At 45.7% G+C, this 18,771-nt stretch carries 18 protein-coding genes; 13 read left to right on the top strand and 5 right to left on the bottom strand.

Annotation, left to right across the window (positions count from 1 at the left end):
- Nucleotides 1–631 precede the first annotated feature (631 nt).
- On the top strand, nucleotides 632–1,117 hold the full coding sequence (locus tag VCHENC03_RS04665) for a GNAT family N-acetyltransferase (RefSeq protein WP_005436752.1): 486 nt from the start codon (nucleotides 632–634) through the stop codon (nucleotides 1,115–1,117).
- Here VCHENC03_RS04665 and VCHENC03_RS04670 read toward each other — a convergent pair.
- Together VCHENC03_RS04670 and VCHENC03_RS04675 are read right to left on the bottom strand one after the other, a co-directional pair.
- Nucleotides 1,077–1,376, bottom strand: a complete 300-nt coding sequence (locus tag VCHENC03_RS04670) for a DUF3301 domain-containing protein (protein ID WP_009707427.1) — start codon at nucleotides 1,374–1,376, stop codon at nucleotides 1,077–1,079. The genes VCHENC03_RS04665 and VCHENC03_RS04670 overlap by 41 nt on opposite strands.
- A 13-nt stretch (nucleotides 1,377–1,389) precedes the next feature.
- A complete protein-coding gene (locus VCHENC03_RS04675) occupies nucleotides 1,390–2,427 on the bottom strand; it encodes a DUF3549 family protein (RefSeq protein ID WP_009707426.1) in 1,038 nt (345 codons plus the stop codon).
- Nucleotides 2,428–2,503: 76 nt separating this feature from the next.
- Between VCHENC03_RS04675 and VCHENC03_RS04680 the strand changes: the two genes are divergently transcribed.
- Together VCHENC03_RS04680 and truC are read left to right on the top strand one after the other, a co-directional pair.
- Nucleotides 2,504–2,818, top strand: coding sequence for a YqcC family protein (locus VCHENC03_RS04680; RefSeq protein WP_005436756.1), 315 nt, complete (start codon nucleotides 2,504–2,506; stop codon nucleotides 2,816–2,818).
- A 5-nt stretch (nucleotides 2,819–2,823) separates the two neighbouring features.
- Nucleotides 2,824–3,591 carry a tRNA pseudouridine(65) synthase TruC gene (gene truC, locus VCHENC03_RS04685; RefSeq protein ID WP_009707425.1) on the top strand — a complete coding sequence of 256 codons (768 nt, stop codon included), beginning with the start codon at nucleotides 2,824–2,826 and terminating at the stop codon, nucleotides 3,589–3,591.
- A 91-nt stretch (nucleotides 3,592–3,682) separates the two neighbouring features.
- Here truC and VCHENC03_RS04690 read toward each other — a convergent pair whose 3' ends face one another.
- The 3 genes from VCHENC03_RS04690 to map form a co-directional block, all read right to left on the bottom strand.
- Complete coding sequence (locus tag VCHENC03_RS04690) at nucleotides 3,683–4,066, bottom strand: DUF3461 family protein (protein ID WP_005436760.1); 384 nt, start codon at nucleotides 4,064–4,066, stop codon at nucleotides 3,683–3,685.
- 152 nt (nucleotides 4,067–4,218) lie between these two features.
- Nucleotides 4,219–6,843 carry a bifunctional uridylyltransferase/uridylyl-removing protein GlnD gene (glnD, locus tag VCHENC03_RS04695; protein ID WP_009707424.1) on the bottom strand — a complete coding sequence of 875 codons (2,625 nt, stop codon included), beginning with the start codon at nucleotides 6,841–6,843 and terminating at the stop codon, nucleotides 4,219–4,221.
- A 100-nt stretch (nucleotides 6,844–6,943) separates the two neighbouring features.
- Nucleotides 6,944–7,822 carry a type I methionyl aminopeptidase gene (map, locus tag VCHENC03_RS04700; protein WP_005436764.1) on the bottom strand — a complete coding sequence of 293 codons (879 nt, stop codon included), beginning with the start codon at nucleotides 7,820–7,822 and terminating at the stop codon, nucleotides 6,944–6,946.
- A gap of 397 nt (nucleotides 7,823–8,219) precedes the next feature.
- Here map and rpsB point away from each other — a divergent pair, with 397 nt between their 5' ends.
- The 10 genes from rpsB (at nucleotide 8,220) to VCHENC03_RS04750 (ending at nucleotide 18,769) form a co-directional block, all read left to right on the top strand.
- The gene (gene rpsB, locus VCHENC03_RS04705; RefSeq protein WP_005529366.1) at nucleotides 8,220–8,948 is read left to right on the top strand and encodes a 30S ribosomal protein S2; all 729 of its coding nucleotides are present in this window, start codon (nucleotides 8,220–8,222) and stop codon (nucleotides 8,946–8,948) included.
- Between the two features lie 131 nt (nucleotides 8,949–9,079).
- On the top strand, nucleotides 9,080–9,925 hold the full coding sequence (gene tsf / locus VCHENC03_RS04710; protein ID WP_005436775.1) for a translation elongation factor Ts: 846 nt from the start codon (nucleotides 9,080–9,082) through the stop codon (nucleotides 9,923–9,925).
- A 152-nt stretch (nucleotides 9,926–10,077) separates the two neighbouring features.
- The gene (gene pyrH / locus VCHENC03_RS04715) at nucleotides 10,078–10,809 is read left to right on the top strand and encodes a UMP kinase (RefSeq protein ID WP_005436777.1); all 732 of its coding nucleotides are present in this window, start codon (nucleotides 10,078–10,080) and stop codon (nucleotides 10,807–10,809) included.
- Between the two features lie 98 nt (nucleotides 10,810–10,907).
- On the top strand, nucleotides 10,908–11,465 hold the full coding sequence (gene frr / locus VCHENC03_RS04720; RefSeq protein ID WP_005436779.1) for a ribosome recycling factor: 558 nt from the start codon (nucleotides 10,908–10,910) through the stop codon (nucleotides 11,463–11,465).
- A 96-nt stretch (nucleotides 11,466–11,561) separates the two neighbouring features.
- Complete coding sequence (locus VCHENC03_RS04725; RefSeq protein ID WP_005436781.1) at nucleotides 11,562–12,317, top strand: isoprenyl transferase; 756 nt, start codon at nucleotides 11,562–11,564, stop codon at nucleotides 12,315–12,317.
- Nucleotides 12,318–12,329: 12 nt separating this feature from the next.
- Nucleotides 12,330–13,172, top strand: coding sequence for a phosphatidate cytidylyltransferase (locus VCHENC03_RS04730; protein WP_032803009.1), 843 nt, complete (start codon nucleotides 12,330–12,332; stop codon nucleotides 13,170–13,172).
- A 51-nt stretch (nucleotides 13,173–13,223) separates the two neighbouring features.
- On the top strand, nucleotides 13,224–14,429 hold the full coding sequence (gene ispC / locus VCHENC03_RS04735) for a 1-deoxy-D-xylulose-5-phosphate reductoisomerase (protein ID WP_009707422.1): 1,206 nt from the start codon (nucleotides 13,224–13,226) through the stop codon (nucleotides 14,427–14,429).
- Nucleotides 14,429–15,787 carry a sigma E protease regulator RseP gene (gene rseP, locus VCHENC03_RS04740; protein ID WP_009707421.1) on the top strand — a complete coding sequence of 453 codons (1,359 nt, stop codon included), beginning with the start codon at nucleotides 14,429–14,431 and terminating at the stop codon, nucleotides 15,785–15,787. The genes ispC and rseP overlap by 1 nt, the downstream gene beginning before the upstream one ends.
- Before the next feature lie 44 nt (nucleotides 15,788–15,831).
- Nucleotides 15,832–18,246 (top strand): outer membrane protein assembly factor BamA, encoded by a 2,415-nt coding sequence (gene bamA, locus VCHENC03_RS04745; protein ID WP_009707420.1) that lies wholly within the window; start codon nucleotides 15,832–15,834, stop codon nucleotides 18,244–18,246.
- A 13-nt stretch (nucleotides 18,247–18,259) separates the two neighbouring features.
- Nucleotides 18,260–18,769 carry an OmpH family outer membrane protein gene (locus VCHENC03_RS04750; RefSeq protein ID WP_009707419.1) on the top strand — a complete coding sequence of 170 codons (510 nt, stop codon included), beginning with the start codon at nucleotides 18,260–18,262 and terminating at the stop codon, nucleotides 18,767–18,769.
- Nucleotides 18,770–18,771: the final 2 nt, after the last annotated feature.

Here is an 18,771-nt window from a genome sequence, read left to right as displayed (position 1 = left end):
AAGGATTTGGTCATCGTCAGGACGACGATTTGATTATTCAGGATGAGTGATCAAGCAAGGAGCGTAGGACATTGTAAGGATACATTCATCAATAGGATGTTGATGACTAAGGACAGACAATGGACCCCTCATAGGATTGAGGTAAGGACAGCATCAGGACGATGCAAAGGACACCGCTCAAGGAACAAGTGATGTGTGCTAACGGGGAATGTTAGCTATCAGGATGATAAGGACACCGCTAGGACGGCGACGTAAGGACTAAGCTGACGGATTCAGCCACTATTATGGATGATGCATGGAGCACTAATTAGTAGCCGGACTGCTGCGAGTAAGACTATGGCCCCGATACTTTTGTGTCGGGGTCTTTCTTATTTATCGCGCTTTCATATTTTTGGATGATTGAAAGTAGGCGATATCACATTATTTATAAATTCCTCATAACACTGAATAAAAAACAATCCAGATCAATATCCTTTCCAATCAGTTGGTTTAACTTTCGGCTTCTCTAAAAGGCGTTATGTGCCGCATACAAATCGATGGTTTTTCAATCGATAGCTCTTGAGCTTCTGCTATGCGGATAAATTAAGTTTGCTGTAATCAAGGAACAGATGTGACCATAGTAACCAGAAGAATGCTTCTTCTACCCTACAATGAGTCGTTGCAACTAGAGTTCGTGATGTTGAATTGCTGCGCTAAAAATCGCGCAGAAATGAATGGACCTCATACCGTGTCTTCTGCCAAACAGTTGTTTGAGAAGATTCTGGACGATGAGAATGTCCACAGTATGGCGGTGCTTGAGAGTACCAGTCGTGATTATATGGGACACGTGTTCATTTCAAACCTAGATCATGAACCAGAGCTAGGGTTTATCTTTGATAAAGCTTATTGGGGTAAAGGGTTAGCGACAGAAGCGCTAAAGGCGTTTTTCCCGAAAGCGTGCCGTGAGCTTGGGCTACACAAAGTCAAAGCAAATGTGAATAGCCACCATAAAGCATCCATGGCAGTGCTGGAAAAACTAGGATTTACAAAAACGAGAGAAAGCAAGGACCTTTACGGCCCTTACTTTGAAATGGAATTTACAAGCGATGTGGCGGTAGGTGAAAGTTCAGCGGCCTAAACCCGATCATCGTTAACTCACCTTGGTAGCAATCATCACCAAGGGATGAAAACTCAAATTGATACACCGTATGCCAACGCCAGATTCCGTCTGGCGTTTTCAATTTATGCGCACCAAATGCAATGCTGACTAATTGCAAATCTAACTGATCGCACTTACGAGAAATAGCTGCTTTTGCCAACTCTGACTGACGTCGTTGTTGCCAAAACAAAAAACAAAAAAAGCACAGTCCTAAAATGGCTAGTAGGTCACCGATCATCCCTAATCCTTCATTATCCCTTTGTTGCTTGCTGCAGTTTGACTAATGCCGTCGCTAGCTCTTCCGATGGGCTAGAGTGCAGTAAAGGTAGCAATACCATTCTTAGCTCTGGCAGCATAACTAAATCGGCAAACAATTGATTAAATAGGGCTTGGTTCCCAGTTTGTGCGAGGCGCAGCAAAAATTGCTCAGCGACGCTAGCGTCAGCGAGTAGGTGCCAAGTACGTCCAGCGATGCCGATCAATACTTCTTGGTGGCTCAAACGTGGGCTTTGTAAAATTGCTTTCAAGATTGGCAAGGAAATATCGGTTGGTGCGCCCGCCAGAGCTCGGATCAAAGCAGAGAGTAAGAACAAGTCAGGTTCGTTGCTTTCGATTTCTTGCTGCGCTTTCTCCGCAATGCGCTCTGCCAAACGTTCTTGTAGGTCGACATGTTCAAGCGCGCCGAGTAGGGCGTAAAGTGGTTCATTAGGCAAGTGGTTAAGGGCTTTACGCAAAGTCACGGCATTTTGCTCTTTGCCTAAGCGTGCGGCCATATCAGTGATGCCTTGCAGACCAACGGTTTGCCAGTTGTCCCAACCTAGGTCACCGGTAAAGTAGTGCTGAGTGTGCTCGTAATACTGGCTGGTGGGTAAGTCTAAGTTTGCGCGAACTTGACTGTGGAAGACAGCCATCTTTTCTTCTGCAGGTTTAAACGTGTATGGGTTGTTAGAAAGCTTTTGTTGTTGCTCTTCCGACATTTCCTCACTCAGGCGAGTACCCATCGCTTCAACGACGTATTTAATGAAGTTTCCGATGTCGGATTGCTTAAGCAAACCACGCTCATCCAGCTCAAACTTTAGAAACCAAATCCAAGGCTGCTTTTGCTCATTCCAGTACGCGATTGCGAGGTGCGCTTTACGCTGCATTGGGAATGGGTAAGGGCACTGGCCTTTTTCCACATCCGCAAACACTTGTGCATCGATGGTTTTGATACGACGACCAAGGTCGAAGATTTGATATTCACAATGGCTGTTATTTAACAGCTGAGTGAGGGTTTGAATGTTTTCCATTAAATACGACATCCTAATGTTCTTTTCACAAGAAATGGTATCATTCTCGGCTAATTCAAGGTTCGAGACGGAATTAATGGCAACAAACACCCAATTGGTCGACTTACTTCAACAACTTGAAGCACAATTGCGCCATCATGAGCTGTGGCAGCACACTATGCCATCGGAACAAGCACTGCAAAGCACGGAACCATTTGCTATTGATACACTTCATCCGCATGAGTGGTTGCAGTGGATCTTTATTGCCCGTATGCATGCGTTAGTGGAAAGTAACCAACCTTTGCCACGTGGCTTTTCTATTGAGCCGTATTTTGCAGAAGCGTGGAAACAAGAGCCGCATTACGCCGAGCTATTAGTGACTATTCGAACCATCGACGAACTATGTAAGTAACCTCAATGTCAGAACAAGAAACATCACCATCCGTTGAACCCGTTTTATTAGAGATCGTTTATCAGGACGAGTACTTTGTTGCGGTCAACAAACCTGCCGGAATGCTCGTGCACCGTAGTTGGTTGGATAAGCATGAGACTCAATTCGTGATGCAAACGCTGCGCGATCAAATTGGTCAGCATGTGTTTCCACTGCATCGTTTGGATCGCCCAACCTCAGGTGTACTTGTGTTTGCTTTATCCAGCGAAGTTGCTTCACAAGTCATGCCTATGTTTGCTGAGCACAAGATGGAGAAAACCTATCATGCGATCGTTCGAGGCTGGATCGAGGAAGAAGGCGTACTGGATTACGCTCTGAAAGTCGAACTCGATAAGATTGCCGATAAGTTTGCTTCGCAAGAGAAAGAAGCACAAGAAGCAGTAACGGCATATAAACCGCTAGCAAAAGTGGAAGTTCCTTATTCAACAGGCAAGTTCCCGACCACACGATACTGTTTGATGGAAATGAAGCCAAAGACCGGGCGTAAGCATCAGTTGCGCCGCCACATGGCTCACCTACGTCATCCAATTGTTGGTGATACGACACACGGTGATGGCAAGCACAACAAGCTGTACCGTACCGAATTCGACTCTCATCGACTGTTGCTGCATGCATCAGAGTTGCGCTTTGTGCATCCGTTTACCGATGAAGAAATTGTGATGAAAGCCAATATCGATGAAACTTGGCAGCAGTTATTTGCGAGATTTGAGTGGGATGCATCGTTGGTGCAATAAGCGGTTAGGGTAATCCGCTATTCGCTGTATTAAACAAAGAAAGGGGTTGGTATTGGTACCAACCCCTTTTTAATTTTTCAGTCTTAATGTTTTATTTCAGCTTTTCTAGATCCGCTTCGATCTCGGCGATCTTGCTGGAAACGACTTTCTCCAAGTGACGAAGATCAGAGAGAATCTTTTCTTTTACATCCACTTCAGCCACTTTCACAGGCTTGGTGATCTTGTTTAGCTCATCGATCACAAGCGTCAGGTTACGGTTGATTTCGGTTACTTCTTTGTATTTATGACTGCCGCTATCTACTAATACATTTTTAACTTGGCGTGGGTATTTGAACTTCACGCTCTTAGCGAAAAACTCGCCTTTCTGTTTGTGAAAGTAGATCTTTAGGACGTCTTTGTGTGCTTCTTGGCGCAGGGAGTAACGTTCAATCTGTTTCGGGTCATGGATGCCCAAACCAGTGAGGTGTGGATACATAGGCTACCTCTGTGTATTGAATTGGAGTCCATACAACTGTAGCAGCCCATTTATGAGCTAGATAGCTGATATTTAGTCAAATTGCTCAACTTGTGGGCAAGATCGCTATCGTTCTTGCCCACCTTAGTTGTTGATCAAGCGTTGGTTTTCTCTCAAGCTGAAACTGGGTCAGAGAGTTTTTCAATCAGCTTTTCACGCAGCTCGTCTTGTTGCTCTTCACTGAGCCTGCCGCCGGCTTCACTCGTCAGAATAAACAAGTCTTCAGCGCGCTCACCAATGGTGGTGATTTTTGCGGCATGAAGGTTAATGCCCAAATCAGCAAAGGTACGACCCACTTTCGCCAGAAGCCCCGGTGTATCGAGAGCGACAAACTCCATCAAAGTGCGTTTTTTGCTCTTGGTTGGCAGGAAGTCGACTTTGGTTTTGACGTTGAAATGCTGAAGTTTATTTGGTGTACGGCGCGTCTTAATTTTTGTCGGACGGCCATCTTCCAGTACATGCGTAATGTGTTTAGTCACTGCACTGTGACGACCTTCTTCAATCGCTTTACCGTGTTGGTCTAGTACCATAAAGGTATCGAGTACATAGCCATCTTTACTGGTCATGATTTGTGCGTCATGTACGTTAAAGTTGCGACGGTCAAGCTCAGCAACGACGGTAGCAAACAGCGCTGGTTGGTCTGGGCTGTAAACGAATACTTCGGTACCGCCACGTGTGGCCTTCTTACTGATCAGAACCAACGGTTTACTTGGATCTTCCATACGAAGTAAATGTTCGCAGTGCCAAGCGATTTGCTTGTGAGTGTGACGCAAGAAGTAATCGGCTTTAAAGCGTTGCCACAGCACTTCAATTTCACGAGCAGAGAAGCCTTCTTTGCGTAATAGGGCGGACGCCATTTGTTGGTTATGACGAATACGCTCACGCACATCTACAGGGTTTTCTAGGCCACGGCGCAGCGCGCGTTGGGTGGAATAGAATAGCTCTGCGAGCAAGGTGCGTTTCCAGCTGTTCCAAAGTTCAGGGTTGGTCGCGCAGATATCGGCTACCGTCAGACACACAAGGTACTCAAGGTACTCTTCATCACGCACTTGCTTGGCAAACTCGGTAATCACGTCCGGATCGTAAATATCACGACGCTGTGCAGTTACCGACATCAATAAGTGATGCCTTACTAGCCAACTTACCAATTTCGCTTCTGGCTTAGACAAGCCGTGCTCAATACAGAAGTCGTATGCTTCACCTTCGCCAATCACCGAATGGTCACCACCACGCCCTTTGCCGATATCATGGAAAATCGCGGCTAGAATCAGTAGCTCTTTCTTCTGAATTCGAGGATAAACTTCGCAGCAAATTGGATGTTTGCTGTGGTTCTCTGCGTAGCTGAAGGTATTAATGTGCTTGAGTAGACGAATACTGTGCTCATCCACGGTATATACATGGAATAGATCGAACTGCATCTGACCGACAATTTGGCTCCACTGCGGAAGATACGCTGCCAGTACGCCAAGCTTGTGCATCAGACTAAACGCCTTATGCAGCGCATTTGGATGACGACACAGCGCCATAAACTTTTCACGCGCTTCAGGGATAGTGTGCAAGAACTTATTCAATCGACGACGCGCAGTACGTAACTGACGCAACGTAGGAGGGCTTACGCCTTCGATGCTCGAATCATTGGCGATGTGCAGGAACATATCCAAAATGGTTTCAGGACGAGCTTGGAACAGTGCAGGTTTGCGAGCCTCGATCAGTGAACCACGGCGTTGGAAATCTTCGTCGATAATTTCAGCATCTTGTGAAGCCCCACCGTTGATGATGGCTTGGTCGAACAGCTTGAGCAGCATCTTATTCAGCTCTGCCACACGACGTAGGGTGCGGTAGAACTCCTTCATCATCATTTCGACACCGCGATTGCCTTCACCAACATAACCCAGATGTTCGGCCACTTGAGCCTGATGAGCGAAGGTCAGTCGGTTGTCATAACGGCGAAGCTCAATATGCAGGGCGAAACGCACGCGCCATAAGAAGTCCTGACACTCGACCAGCTCTCGGTATTCTGCGTCGGTCAGGAAGCCATAGCGGCTCATCTCTAGTAACGATGTTGCGCCAAAGTGACGGCGTGCCACCCAGCTTAAAGTGTGAATATCACGCAAGCCGCCCGGCGTGGACTTGATGTCGGGTTCGAGGTTGTAGGTGGTGTCATGGTAGCGTGCGTGGCGTTCACGTTGCTCTTGAATCTTGGCGCGGTAAAAAGTTTCGCTTGGCCAGAAAGAATCAGACAACACCACTTTCTTTAAGGCTTGAAAGGTGTCTTCACTTCCGCAAAGCAAACGCGCTTCTTGCAGGTTCGTGGCAACGGTTAAGTCTGAACGTCCAATCTCTGCACATTCATCTACAGTGCGCACTGCGTGGCCGACCTCTAGGCGTAAATCCCACAATAGCGTAATGAACTCACTGATTTTAGCTTCCAGAGCATTTGGCAGCTTGTTCTGCGACAGAATCAAAATGTCGATATCAGACAGAGGATGTAACTCACCACGCCCGTAACCGCCGACGGCAACTAAGGAAATATTATGGATGTCTTTGAATCCAAAGTGTTGCCACAAACGATTGAGGAGTAAATCCATGTACTCAGCGCGTGACAAAACAAGGTTGGTCACAGGGTGGTGCTGTAGAAATTCTTCTTTTTGGTATGAACTGAATTTTTCGAGTTCTTGCTTAAGTTCGCCGATGTTTATCTGTTCATCGGTAAACGTAAGAGGTGACTGAAGGGTCATATTTGCTATCCGTGCAAGCTAAAACTATTAGCAATCTAACAAATTTGTTGCAGATAAAAAATATCCCCGCATGGGCGGGGATATGGAAAGTGATGGGCGATTAAACGTTTTTCATCATTCGTGGAATGGTATCGTCGCTGCGAAGTGTTAGTACTTCACAACCTTCTTTAGTTACCACGATAGTGTGTTCCCACTGTGCAGAGTTTTTACCGTCACCAGTGTAAACCGTCCAATCATCTTGAGCATCAACAGTACAACCGAATTTACCCGCGTTGATCATTGGCTCGATAGTAAAACACATGCCTTCTTTTAGTACGCGGCGGTCTTTGTTCTTGTAGTGAACCACTTGTGGCTCTTCGTGGAACTCGTCACCGATGCCGTGACCACAGAAGTCCTTAACAATAGAGAACTTGTTACGTGGGTTGTTCTTGTTGTTTTCTTTGATGTACTTCTCGATTGCTGTACCGATGTCACCAACAGTTGCACCAGGCTTAACTTGACGCATACCGATGTAAAGTGACTCTTGAGCAACCATACACAGACGTTTGTTTGCTGGAGATACATCACCAACTAGGAACATCTTAGAAGTGTCACCGTGGTAACCTTGTGGACGAACGCTTAGATCTGCGTTTTCATCGTTAGGTACGATAACCGTGATATCAACGTTAATGATGTCGCCATCTTTAAGTACAGCTGGCTTCATTTGGCCATTTGCACCTTTTTCATCTTCTGTCGCAGGGATGCCGTGACAAACGATGTGGTTGATTGACGTACAGATTGATTTAGGGAATCCATGGTAATCAAGCGGTGCAGAGTAAGCGCCTCGCTCTAGAGCGTAATCGTGACAGATTTTGTTTAATTCTTCTGTCGTCACACCCGCCTTGATGTGCGGTTCGATCATTTCTAGAGTGTCTGCGGCTAGCTTGCCCGCAATACGCATGCGTTCGATTTCTTCAGCAGTTTTAATCTTGATTGACATTGGCTTTCTCTACTTATTCGTAAGCACGTAAACGTGCGAATGCGCGCATTCTATCAGACATCTTGCGGTTAACCCAAGCCAGTTAAGAATATGAGTCATTCTTACTTGTAGTCTAGTCATGGAATTTAGAAGAGAGTAGGGATAGGTGTGATAGGGGAAATTAGAATTGTAAGAAACAATTTTTACTAGCCATCTTAGGCTAAAATATGGTATAAAGCGCGCCGGAATCGAGGACTGTTCTCTTTACTTTTCATTAGAAGAGTAGCGAAGCAAGCTTCTTCCAATTAACTTTTATCTTTAAATCACACACATTCCGTCACATGTTCCGGGGTGCTGAGCAGAAGCTTGGTCGGAATTATGGGGGATGTGGAGGCCTAACCCCATAGAGGATTTTAAAATGGCAACTGTATCAATGCGCGATATGCTGAAAGCTGGTGTTCACTTCGGTCACCAAACTCGTTACTGGAACCCAAAAATGAAGCCATTCATCTTTGGTGCTCGTAACCGCGTTCACATCATCAACCTAGAAAAAACTGTACCAATGTTCAACGAAGCTCTAGCTGAACTAGCTAAAGTTGGCGAGAAGAAAGGTAAAGTTCTATTCGTAGGTACTAAGCGCGCTGCATCTGAAGCTGTTAAAGAAGCTGCAATCGCAAGCAACCAATACTACGTTAACAACCGTTGGTTGGGCGGCATGCTAACGAACTACAAAACAGTTCGTCAGTCTATCAAGCGTCTAAAAGATTTCGAAGCACAAGCACAAGACGGTACTTTCGAAAAACTAACTAAGAAAGAAGCTCTAATGCGTACTCGTGAAATGGAGAAGCTAGAGAAATCTCTTGGTGGTATTAAAGATATGGGCGGCCTACCAGACGCTCTATTCGTAATCGACGCTGATCACGAGCACATTGCAATTAAAGAAGCTAACAACCTAGGTATTCCAGTATACGCTGTGGTAGATACTAACTCTAACCCAGACGGCGTTGACTACATCATCCCAGGTAACGACGACGCGATCCGCGCAGTTCAACTATACCTAAACGCTGCAGCATCTGCAGTGTCTGAAGGTCGCAACAAAGACGTTGCAGCAGTTGCTGAAAAAGACGGTTTCGTAGAAGCTGAATAATAACGGCTCTGTGTCACACTTAGTCTATGTGAAACCTTGTTGTAGCATAGACTGAGTTATAGTTAGCAATGGGGGCCGACAATGTAGGCCCCTGTTTTTTACCTTATTTCGAATCAAACGAGGAATAGAGAATGGCAACTGTAACTGCTGCTCTAGTTAAAGAACTTCGCGAGCGCACTGGCGCTGGCATGATGGAATGTAAAAAAGCGCTTGTAGAAGCAAACGCTGACATCGAACTAGCAATTGAAAACATGCGTAAATCAGGCGCAGCGAAAGCAGCTAAAAAAGCTGGTAACGTTGCAGCTGAAGGCGCAATCATCATCAAAGAAGAAAACGGCGTTGCTGTTCTTCTTGAAGTTAACTGCCAAACTGACTTCGTTGCTAAAGACGGTAACTTCACTGCATTCGCAGACAAAGTAGCACTTGACGCTCTAGCGACTAAAGCTACAGCTGAAGAGCTAGTTGCTAAGTTCGAAGAAGAGCGCGTAGCTCTAGTTGCTAAAATCGGCGAAAACATCAACATCCGTCGCGTTGCTTACGTTGAAGGTACTGCAATCGCTTCTTACCGTCACGGCGAGAAAATCGGTGTTGTTGTTGCTGGTGAAGGCGACGCAGAAACTCTTAAGCACGTTGCAATGCACGTTGCTGCTTCTAAGCCTGAGTTCGTTAACCCAGAAGACGTACCAGCTGACGTAGTTGCTAAAGAGAAAGAAGTTCAAGTTGAAATCGCTATGAACGAAGGCAAGCCACAAGAGATCGCTGAGAAGATGGTTATCGGCCGCATGAAGAAATTCACTGGCGAAATCTCTCTAACTGGTCAAGCTTTCATCATGGAACCTAAGAAATCTGTTGGCGAAATGCTAAAAGAGAAAGGTGCTTCTGTTGCTACATTCGTTCGTCTAGAAGTAGGTGAAGGTATCGAGAAAGCAGCTGAAATGAGCTTCGCTGAAGAAGTAGCACTAGCTCAAAAAGGTTAATCCTTAGCGACTTGTGTAAATATTAGACCGTAGCCTAGGCTGCGGTCTTTTTACGAAAAGAGCGGGCAAAATTAGCCGTGATGAATAGCTATAAGTAACTTTGTGTCTATTCATGACTGTTAATCGACAACTCTCTTTGGAAGGTAAACTCCATGACTACGAACCCTAAACCAGCATATCAACGTATTCTATTAAAACTAAGTGGTGAAGCACTTCAAGGTGAAGAAGGTTTTGGTATTGATCCAGCGGTTCTTGACCGTATGGCTCAAGAAGTGAAAGAGCTGGTTGAACTGGGTGTTCAAGTTGGTGTGGTAATCGGCGGCGGTAACTTGTTCCGTGGTGCAGGTCTTGCAGAAGCGGGTATGAACCGCGTAGTAGGCGACCACATGGGTATGCTTGCGACAGTAATGAACGGTCTAGCAATGCGTGACGCACTTCACCGTGCTTATGTAAACGCTCGCGTAATGTCTGCAATTCCGCTAAAAGGTGTGTGTGACGATTACAATTGGGCAGACGCTATCCGCGAACTTCGCCAAGGCCGTGTAGTTATCTTCTCTGCAGGTACTGGTAACCCATTCTTCACGACAGATTCAGCAGCGTGTCTACGCGGCATCGAAATCGAAGCTGACGTAGTTCTAAAAGCAACGAAAGTTGATGGTGTATTTACTGCTGACCCAGTAGCAAACCCAGACGCAGAGCTGTATGATAAGCTATCTTACACTGAAATTCTGGATAAAGAATTGAAAGTAATGGACTTGGCAGCGTTCACACTTGCTCGTGACCACAAAATGCCAATCCGCGTATTTAACATGAATAAGCCAGGCGCACTACGTCGCGTGGTAATGGGTGAAGCTGAAGGCACGTTGATCTGCGCTGACGCGTAAATCTCAACGCCATTCAACACGAGATATTGGATGGCGTTTCGCTTTGCTTAAGCCCTTTAAGCTTTCTTCATGAAAGATGACATTTTTAAGGTGAAACCGTGATTAACGAAATCAATAAAGACGCGCAAGAGCGCATGGACAAAAGCGTTGAAGCGCTAAAGAACAACCTTTCTAAAGTTCGTACTGGCCGCGCACACCCAAGCCTACTATCTGGCATCTCTGTAGAGTACTACGGTGCGCCGACTCCTCTTAACCAAGTAGCGAACGTTGTTGCTGAAGACGCACGTACTCTAGCAATTACTGTATTCGACAAAGAGCTAACTCAAAAAGTTGAGAAAGCGATCATGATGTCTGACCTTGGTCTAAACCCAATGTCTGCTGGCACAATCATCCGCGTTCCACTTCCACCGCTAACAGAAGAGCGTCGTAAAGACCTAGTTAAGATCGTTCGTGGTGAAGCTGAAGGCGCACGTGTTGCAGTTCGTAACATCCGTCGTGACGCAAACAGCGACCTAAAAGGTCTTCTAAAAGATAAAGAAATCTCTGAAGACGAAGATCGTAAAGCACAAGATGAAATTCAAAAACTGACTGACGTAGCAGTTAAGAAGATCGACGAAGTTCTTGCCGCTAAAGAAAAAGAGTTGATGGAAGTTTAATACTCCCACCTACATCACTGTTGGAAAACGCTGTGCTCACAGTGCAGCGTTTTTTTGTGTTAATCTATCCAACTGATGGAACTCAATTAACTCCCTATGCAAAATTCTCAAGCCTTCTCTGATTCCCTCCCTAAACATATTGCCATCATTATGGACGGTAATGGTCGTTGGGCTAAGTCCAAAGGAAAACCTCGCGTATTCGGTCATAAAAAAGGCGTTAATGCCGTTCGTAAGACCGTCGCTGCTGCTTCTAAACTCGGTATTAAAGCCATGACGTTGTTCGCTTTCAGTAGTGAAAATTGGCGTCGTCCGGAGGAAGAAGTGGGTCTCCTGATGGAGCTGTTCATTTCCGTGCTTTCTAGCGAAGTGAAAAAGCTGCATAAAAACAATCTGCGTTTGCGCGTTATTGGTGATACCAGCCGCTTTAGTGAGCGACTGCAAGGCAAAATCATCGAAGCAGAAGCACTCACCGCTGGCAATACGGGTATGGTGATTAACATTGCGGCTAACTATGGCGGTAAATGGGACATCACAGAGGCGGCAAAAACGTTGGCGTTAAAAGCGCGTAACGGTGAAATCCGTGTAGAGGATATCAATGAGCAGTTAATTACCCAGCATTTAACGATGGCAGATCTCCCTGAAGTGGATCTTTTGATCCGTACAAGTGGTGAGTGTCGCATCAGTAACTTTATGCTGTGGCAAATGGCGTATGCTGAAATGTACTTTACTCCGGAGTACTGGCCAGAGTTTGATGAAGACAGCTTAGTAGAGGCTGTGACTTGGTTTATTAACCGAGAGCGTCGCTTTGGTTGTACTGGCGAGCAAGTAAAGGCATTGATGGCTGCTCAATAAGGACTAGTTAGTTTGAAACAGAGAATAATAACAGCACTAATTTTAGCTCCCCTTGTAATTTTAGGTATTTTTAAATTACCCCTAATCGGCTTCATTATCGCTTTGACTGCGATTACGCTATTAGGTTTTTGGGAGTGGACCCAGTTTACAGAAAGCAATTCACGCATCGCTGCGCTAGTACCAGCCGTTGTCGTAACCGGACTCAGTTTTCTATTCATCTCGCCAGATGCGGCAAGCCTTAACCAACTAGCAACTCCACACTACACAGTGTTAGCGCTCGGTTTTGCATGGTGGATTATCGCAAGTGGGATGGCCATTACTTACCCTAAAACAACCAATCTGTGGCAAAACAGTAAAGCACTGCGTCATGTGTTTGGTTTTCTAACTTTGATCCCTTTCCTTTGGAGTGTGATCATCCTTAGAGCTTCCGATATTTCAGTAGATCCATACCACGGCGCAAAACTTGTGCTGTACGTTTGCTTCTTGGTATGGGCTGCAGACAGTGGCGCTTACTTTGCTGGTAAAAGCATGGGTAAACGTAAAATGGCGCCACATGTTAGTCCAAACAAGACTATCGAAGGTTTGATTGGCGGCATCATTGCAGCATTAATTGTTGGATGGTTGTTTGCAGGTTGGTTTGATATTCAATTTACCAGCCCAATTCACATGGTAATCATCACACTGATTACAGTTGTGATTTCTGTTCTTGGTGACCTAGTAGAAAGCATGTTCAAACGTGTTTCTGGCATCAAAGACAGCAGTAACATCATTCCAGGGCACGGCGGCATTCTCGACCGTCTTGATAGCCTAACGGCTGCATTCCCAGTATTTGCTCTTCTTTACTACGTATTCTAATTTATCGGGAGCGGCGTTGTCGCTCCTGAGTTTTTCTAACGGTCTTACATCATGCAAAAGTTAACGATTCTTGGTGCAACAGGCTCAATCGGTGCAAGCACACTTAAAGTGGTTGAACAAAACCCTGAGCTGTTTTCTATCGTCGCATTGGCGGCAAGCACGAACGTTGAAAAGATGGTCGCACTTTGTCGTAAATGGCAACCTAAATACGCTGTAATGGCGGATAAAGCGGCGGCTGTGGCGCTTAAGTCAGAGTTGGCTTCAGTGTCTCCTCTTACAGAAGTGTTGGGTGGTGTTGATGCGCTTTGCCATGTGTCTGCCCTAGAAGAAGTCGACAGCGTGATGGCGGCTATCGTTGGTGCGGCAGGTCTGCTTCCAACCATGGCAGCGGTAAAAGCTGGCAAGCGTGTTCTCCTTGCTAACAAAGAAGCACTGGTGATGTCTGGGCAACTGTTTATCGATGCAGTTGAAGAGCACGGCGCAGAGCTACTTCCAGTAGACAGCGAACACAATGCGATCTTCCAGTGTTTACCTCAACAAGTTCAAACCAACTTAGGTCGTTGTAACTTAGAAGAGCATGGTATTTCATCTATCCTGCTTACTGGTTCTGGTGGTCCATTCCGCTACACGGATATCGCTGAGCTTGAGAGCGTTACTCCTGCACAAGCAATCGCTCATCCTAACTGGTCGATGGGACCTAAGATCTCGGTTGATTCCGCAACCATGATGAACAAAGGTCTTGAGTACATTGAAGCAAAATGGCTGTTCAATGCGGCTCGCGAACAGCTGAAAGTGATCATTCACCCTCAGTCTGTGATTCATTCTATGGTGCAATACCGAGACGGTTCCGTCTTAGCACAAATGGGTGAACCCGATATGGCAACGCCGATTGCACTGACCATGTCTTACCCATCTCGTGTGAATGCTGGTGTGAAACCACTCGACTTTACTCAAGTGGGTGAGTTGACGTTCCTTCAACCCGACTTTGCGCGCTACCCGTGTTTGAAGCTAGCGATTGATGCTTGTTACGAAGGTCAACATGCTACGACTGCTCTGAATGCAGCAAACGAAGTCGCTGTTGATGCTTTCTTGAATAACCGTCTTGGTTTCACTGATATCGCTCGCATCAATGAATCAGTTTTGAACAAAATCACTGCAAGCCATAAAAGTGAGAATGTGAATAGCTTGGAAAGCTTGATAGAGCTAGATAGAATGTCACGAACTATCGCCTTAGAATTTTTACGCGAGCGTAGCTAATGACTGGTATTTTGTGGAATTTGGTTTCTTTTATCGTTGCACTGGGCATCTTGGTGGCCGTGCACGAGTATGGTCACTTTTGGGTTGCGCGTCGTTGCGGTGTAAAAGTTGAAAAGTTTTCTATCGGTTTTGGTAAGTCTATCTGGAGTAAGGTAGGCAAAGACGGAACTGAGTACAGCATCTCGATGATTCCGCTAGGCGGTTACGTCAAGATGGTGGACAGTCGTGTTGATGACGTGCCTGAGCACGAAAAGCATTTGGCGTTTGACCAAAAGCCACTGTGGAAACGTACGTCGATCGTGGCGGCGGGTCCTATCTTTAATTTCCTGTTTGCTATTGTTGCTTACTGGTTGGTTTTCCTGATTGGAGTACCAGCAGTGAAGCCGGTAATTGGTGAAGTTACGCCCAATTCAATCATTGCAGAAGCAGGAATTGAATCAGGGATGGAACTAAAATCCATCTCAGGTATCAAAACTCCGGACTGGGAATCAGTCAACATGGGATTAGTTTCCCACATTGGTGATGATTCGATGACAGTAACGCTTTCTTCGGCAAATGAAGTAGGCTCGGAAGTCACGAAGACACTTGATATCCGTGATTGGAAATTTGATCCAGAAACACAATCTGCGATGCAATCGCTAGGCTTCAAACCGTACACTCCAGAGATTTATACGGAGTTGGCACAGGTGAGTGAAGGTGGTGCCGCTGAACAAGCAGGCCTACAAGCTGGCGATAAAATCATCGAGATTAATGGTGATAAGATTTCTAAGTGGGATGAAGTGGTTGAAGCCATTCGTTCTAACCCAGAAACGCCAATTGACCTGATGGTGTTACGTCAAGGTGAAGAGCAATCTTTCACATTGACTCCAGGTAGTCGTGAGCTAGCTAACAAAGAAACGGTTGGCTTCGCGGGTATCGCACCTGAAGTCGCAGAATGGCCAGAAAGTTATCGCTTCGAATTACAGTTTGGTGTATTCGAGTCTATTGGCAAAGCGATTGACAAAACTGGTCAAGTTATTGGACTTACCATCAGTATGCTTAAGAAACTGATTGTAGGTGACGTTGGTCTGAACAATTTGAGCGGACCAATATCTATTGCCAAAGGAGCAGGGGCGACCGCAGACTACGGTCTGGTCTACTTTTTAGGTTTTCTAGCACTAATTAGTGTTAACCTAGGTATTATTAACCTCGTTCCTTTACCAATGTTGGATGGTGGGCATCTGCTGTTTTTTGCAATTGAAGCAGTCATCCGACGCCCAGTACCTGAGAAAGTACAGGAAATGGGCTATCGAATTGGTGGTGCGATTATCTTCTCGCTCATGGCGTTAGCGCTATTTAATGATTTTACTCGTCTGTGATAGTTCAGAGACAAAAGCAGTAGCAAGGAATAATTAGAACAAGTATGGCGATTAAGCGAATTCTGTTTGCAAGTTTACTGGCGACCAGTGTATCTGCAAACGGAGCAGAGAACTTTGTAGTTCAAGATATTGAAATCGATGGATTGCAGCGTGTGGCACTGGGTGCAGCGTTGCTGAAAATGCCTGTACGTGTCGGTGATACCGTTGACCAAGGCGATGTTGCAGAGATCATTCGCGCATTGTACGCATCGGGTAACTTCGAAGATGTGAAAGTGCTGCGTAATGGTGATGTTCTGGTTGTTCAAGTAAAAGAGCGTCCAACTATTGCGAGCATCTCATTCTCAGGCAACAAAGCAATCAAGGACGAGCAGCTACAAGAAAACCTGAATGCTTCTGGCGTTCGTGAAGGTGAAGCGCTTGACCGCACTACGCTGAGCAACATCGAAAAAGGTTTGGAAGACTTTTACTACAGTGTTGGTAAATACAACGCGACCGTAAAAGCGGTTGTTACTCCATTGCCTCGTAACCGTTCTGACTTGAAATTCGTCTTCACCGAAGGTGTATCGGCGAAAATTCAGCAAATCAACTTTATCGGCAATGAAGTCTTTTCTGATGAAGACCTTCTATCTCGTTTCAACCTAAACGTTGACGTACCATGGTGGAACTTCCTAGCGGACGAAAAATACCAAAAGCAAGTACTTGCTGGTGACATCGAAGCGCTGAAGTCTTACTACCTAGACCGTGGTTACCTGAAATTTAACGTTGATTCGACACAAGTGGCGATTTCTCCTGACAAAAAAGGCGTATACATTACCCTTGGTCTTGAGGAAGGCGACGTGTACACCGTTAAAGACGTGAAATTCCGCGGCAACCTAATTGGTGAAGAAGCAACGTTCGAAAAGCTGGTTCCATTTGAAGACAACGAGACGTACAACGGCTCTCGCGTAACGTCAATGGAAGAAGGTATCAAGCGTGTGCTTGGTGAATCTGGCTATGCTTACCCGCAAGTAAACACCATTCCTGAGTTCGACGACGAAAACAAACAAGTATCGCTTGTTGTGAACGTAGACCCAGGTAACCGTATTTACGTACGTGACATTCGCTTTACGGGTAACAACTCGACCAAAGACGAAGTTCTGCGTCGTGAAATGCGTCAGATGGAAGGCAGCTGGCTAAACTCGAAATCAATCGAAACGGGTAAAACGCGTCTAAACCGTCTGGGCTACTTCGAAAACGTAGAAGTACAAACGGTACGTGTTCCTGGCAGCGATGACCAAGTTGACCTAGTTTACTCTGTTAAAGAAGCGAACTCGGGCAGCGTGAACTTCGGTGTCGGTTACGGTACTGAATCAGGCGTGAGCTTCCAGGTCGGCCTACAGCAAGACAACTTTATTGGTAGTGGTAACCGCGTTGGTATTAACGCGATGATGAACGACTACCAGAAAAACGTGAGCTTGGACTACCGTGACCCATACTGGAACCTAGATGGTGTAAGTTTGGGTGGTAAGATCTTCTACGACGAGTTCGAAGCATCTGAAGCGGGTATCGTTGACTATACCAACCAAAGTTACGGCGCAAGTTTGACATGGGGCTTCCCATTCGACGAACTGAACCGCTTTGAGTTTGGTGTTGGCTACACCCACAACAAGATCGGTAACTTGTCTCCTTACCTACAGGTAGAACAGTTCCTACAGGCGCAAGAAGACAACATTGATTCTAGCGGCGCGTTGAACACAAATGACTTTGACTTCAACATCTCATGGACACGTAACAACCTAAACCGTGGCTACTTCCCTACAGCGGGTAACCACCAACGTGCATTCTATAAGATGACCGTACCTGGCTCTGACGTTCAATACTTCAAGATGCAGTATGATGTTCGTCAATACGTTCCACTGACTAAGAAGCATGAATTCACGCTCTTGTTCCGTGGTCGTCTAGGTTATGGTAACGGTTATGGTCAAACGGATGGTAACGATAACTTGTTCCCATTCTACGAAAACTACTACGCGGGTGGTTTTACAACACTACGTGGTTTCGGCTCGAATACCGTAGGTCCGAAAGCGGTTTATCGTGACTACTCAGGCTCGAACAACGGTGCTGATACAGCAACAGACGATTCTGTTGGTGGTAACGCAGTTGCGTTGGCAAGCCTTGAGTTGATTGTTCCAACACCATTTGCTTCTGACGAAGTTCGTAACCAAATTCGTACCAGTATCTTCTTCGATATGGCGAGTGTTTGGGATACGGAATTCGACTACCGTAGCTCAGGTGCTGAATACGGCGACCGTTACTACTACGATTACTCAGATCCAACCAACTACCGCTCGTCTTACGGTGCGGCGTTGCAATGGATGTCTCCAATGGGGCCTCTAGTATTCTCGCTAGCGAAACCAATTAAGAAATATGATGGCGACGATGAAGAGTTCTTCACGTTCACTATCGGTAGAACCTTCTAAAGAGGAAAATATTTTGAATAAAATGATGAAAGCAGCTGGCCTAGGCCTTCTAGTACTTAGCTCTTCAATGTTTGCTAACGCGGCTGAAGCTGCTCAGAAAATTGCTTATGTAAATACTGCTCAAGTTTTCCAAGCGCTTCCTCAACGCGAAGTAGTTCTACAAAAAATGCAGAAAGACTTTAAGAGCAAAGCAGATGAGCTGAAATCTATCCAAGCGCAAGCTAAGACTAAGATTGAAAAGCTACAACGTGATGGTGAGCTTCTAGGTCAAGACGAAGTTGAAAAACTACGTATCGACATCGCTAAACTAGACAGCGAGTACAAAGTGAAGGCACAAGCTCTAGAGAAAGCAAGTGCACGTCGCGAAGCTGAAGAGAAAGCGAAGCTATTCAAAACTATCCAAGACGCAGTGAAGAAAGTAGCAACTAAGAAAGGCTACGATATGGTAATCGACATCTCTTCACTTCAGTACGGTAAGCCAGAATACAACATCTCTGAAGACGTAATTAAAGCTCTAAAATAAGA

This window comes from Vibrio sp. HENC-03, from assembly GCF_000305755.2.
GTDB lineage: Bacteria > Pseudomonadota > Gammaproteobacteria > Enterobacterales > Vibrionaceae > Vibrio > Vibrio owensii.
The sequence above is the reverse complement of the archived record's forward strand: the minus strand, read 5'-3'. Positions and strand labels throughout refer to the sequence as shown.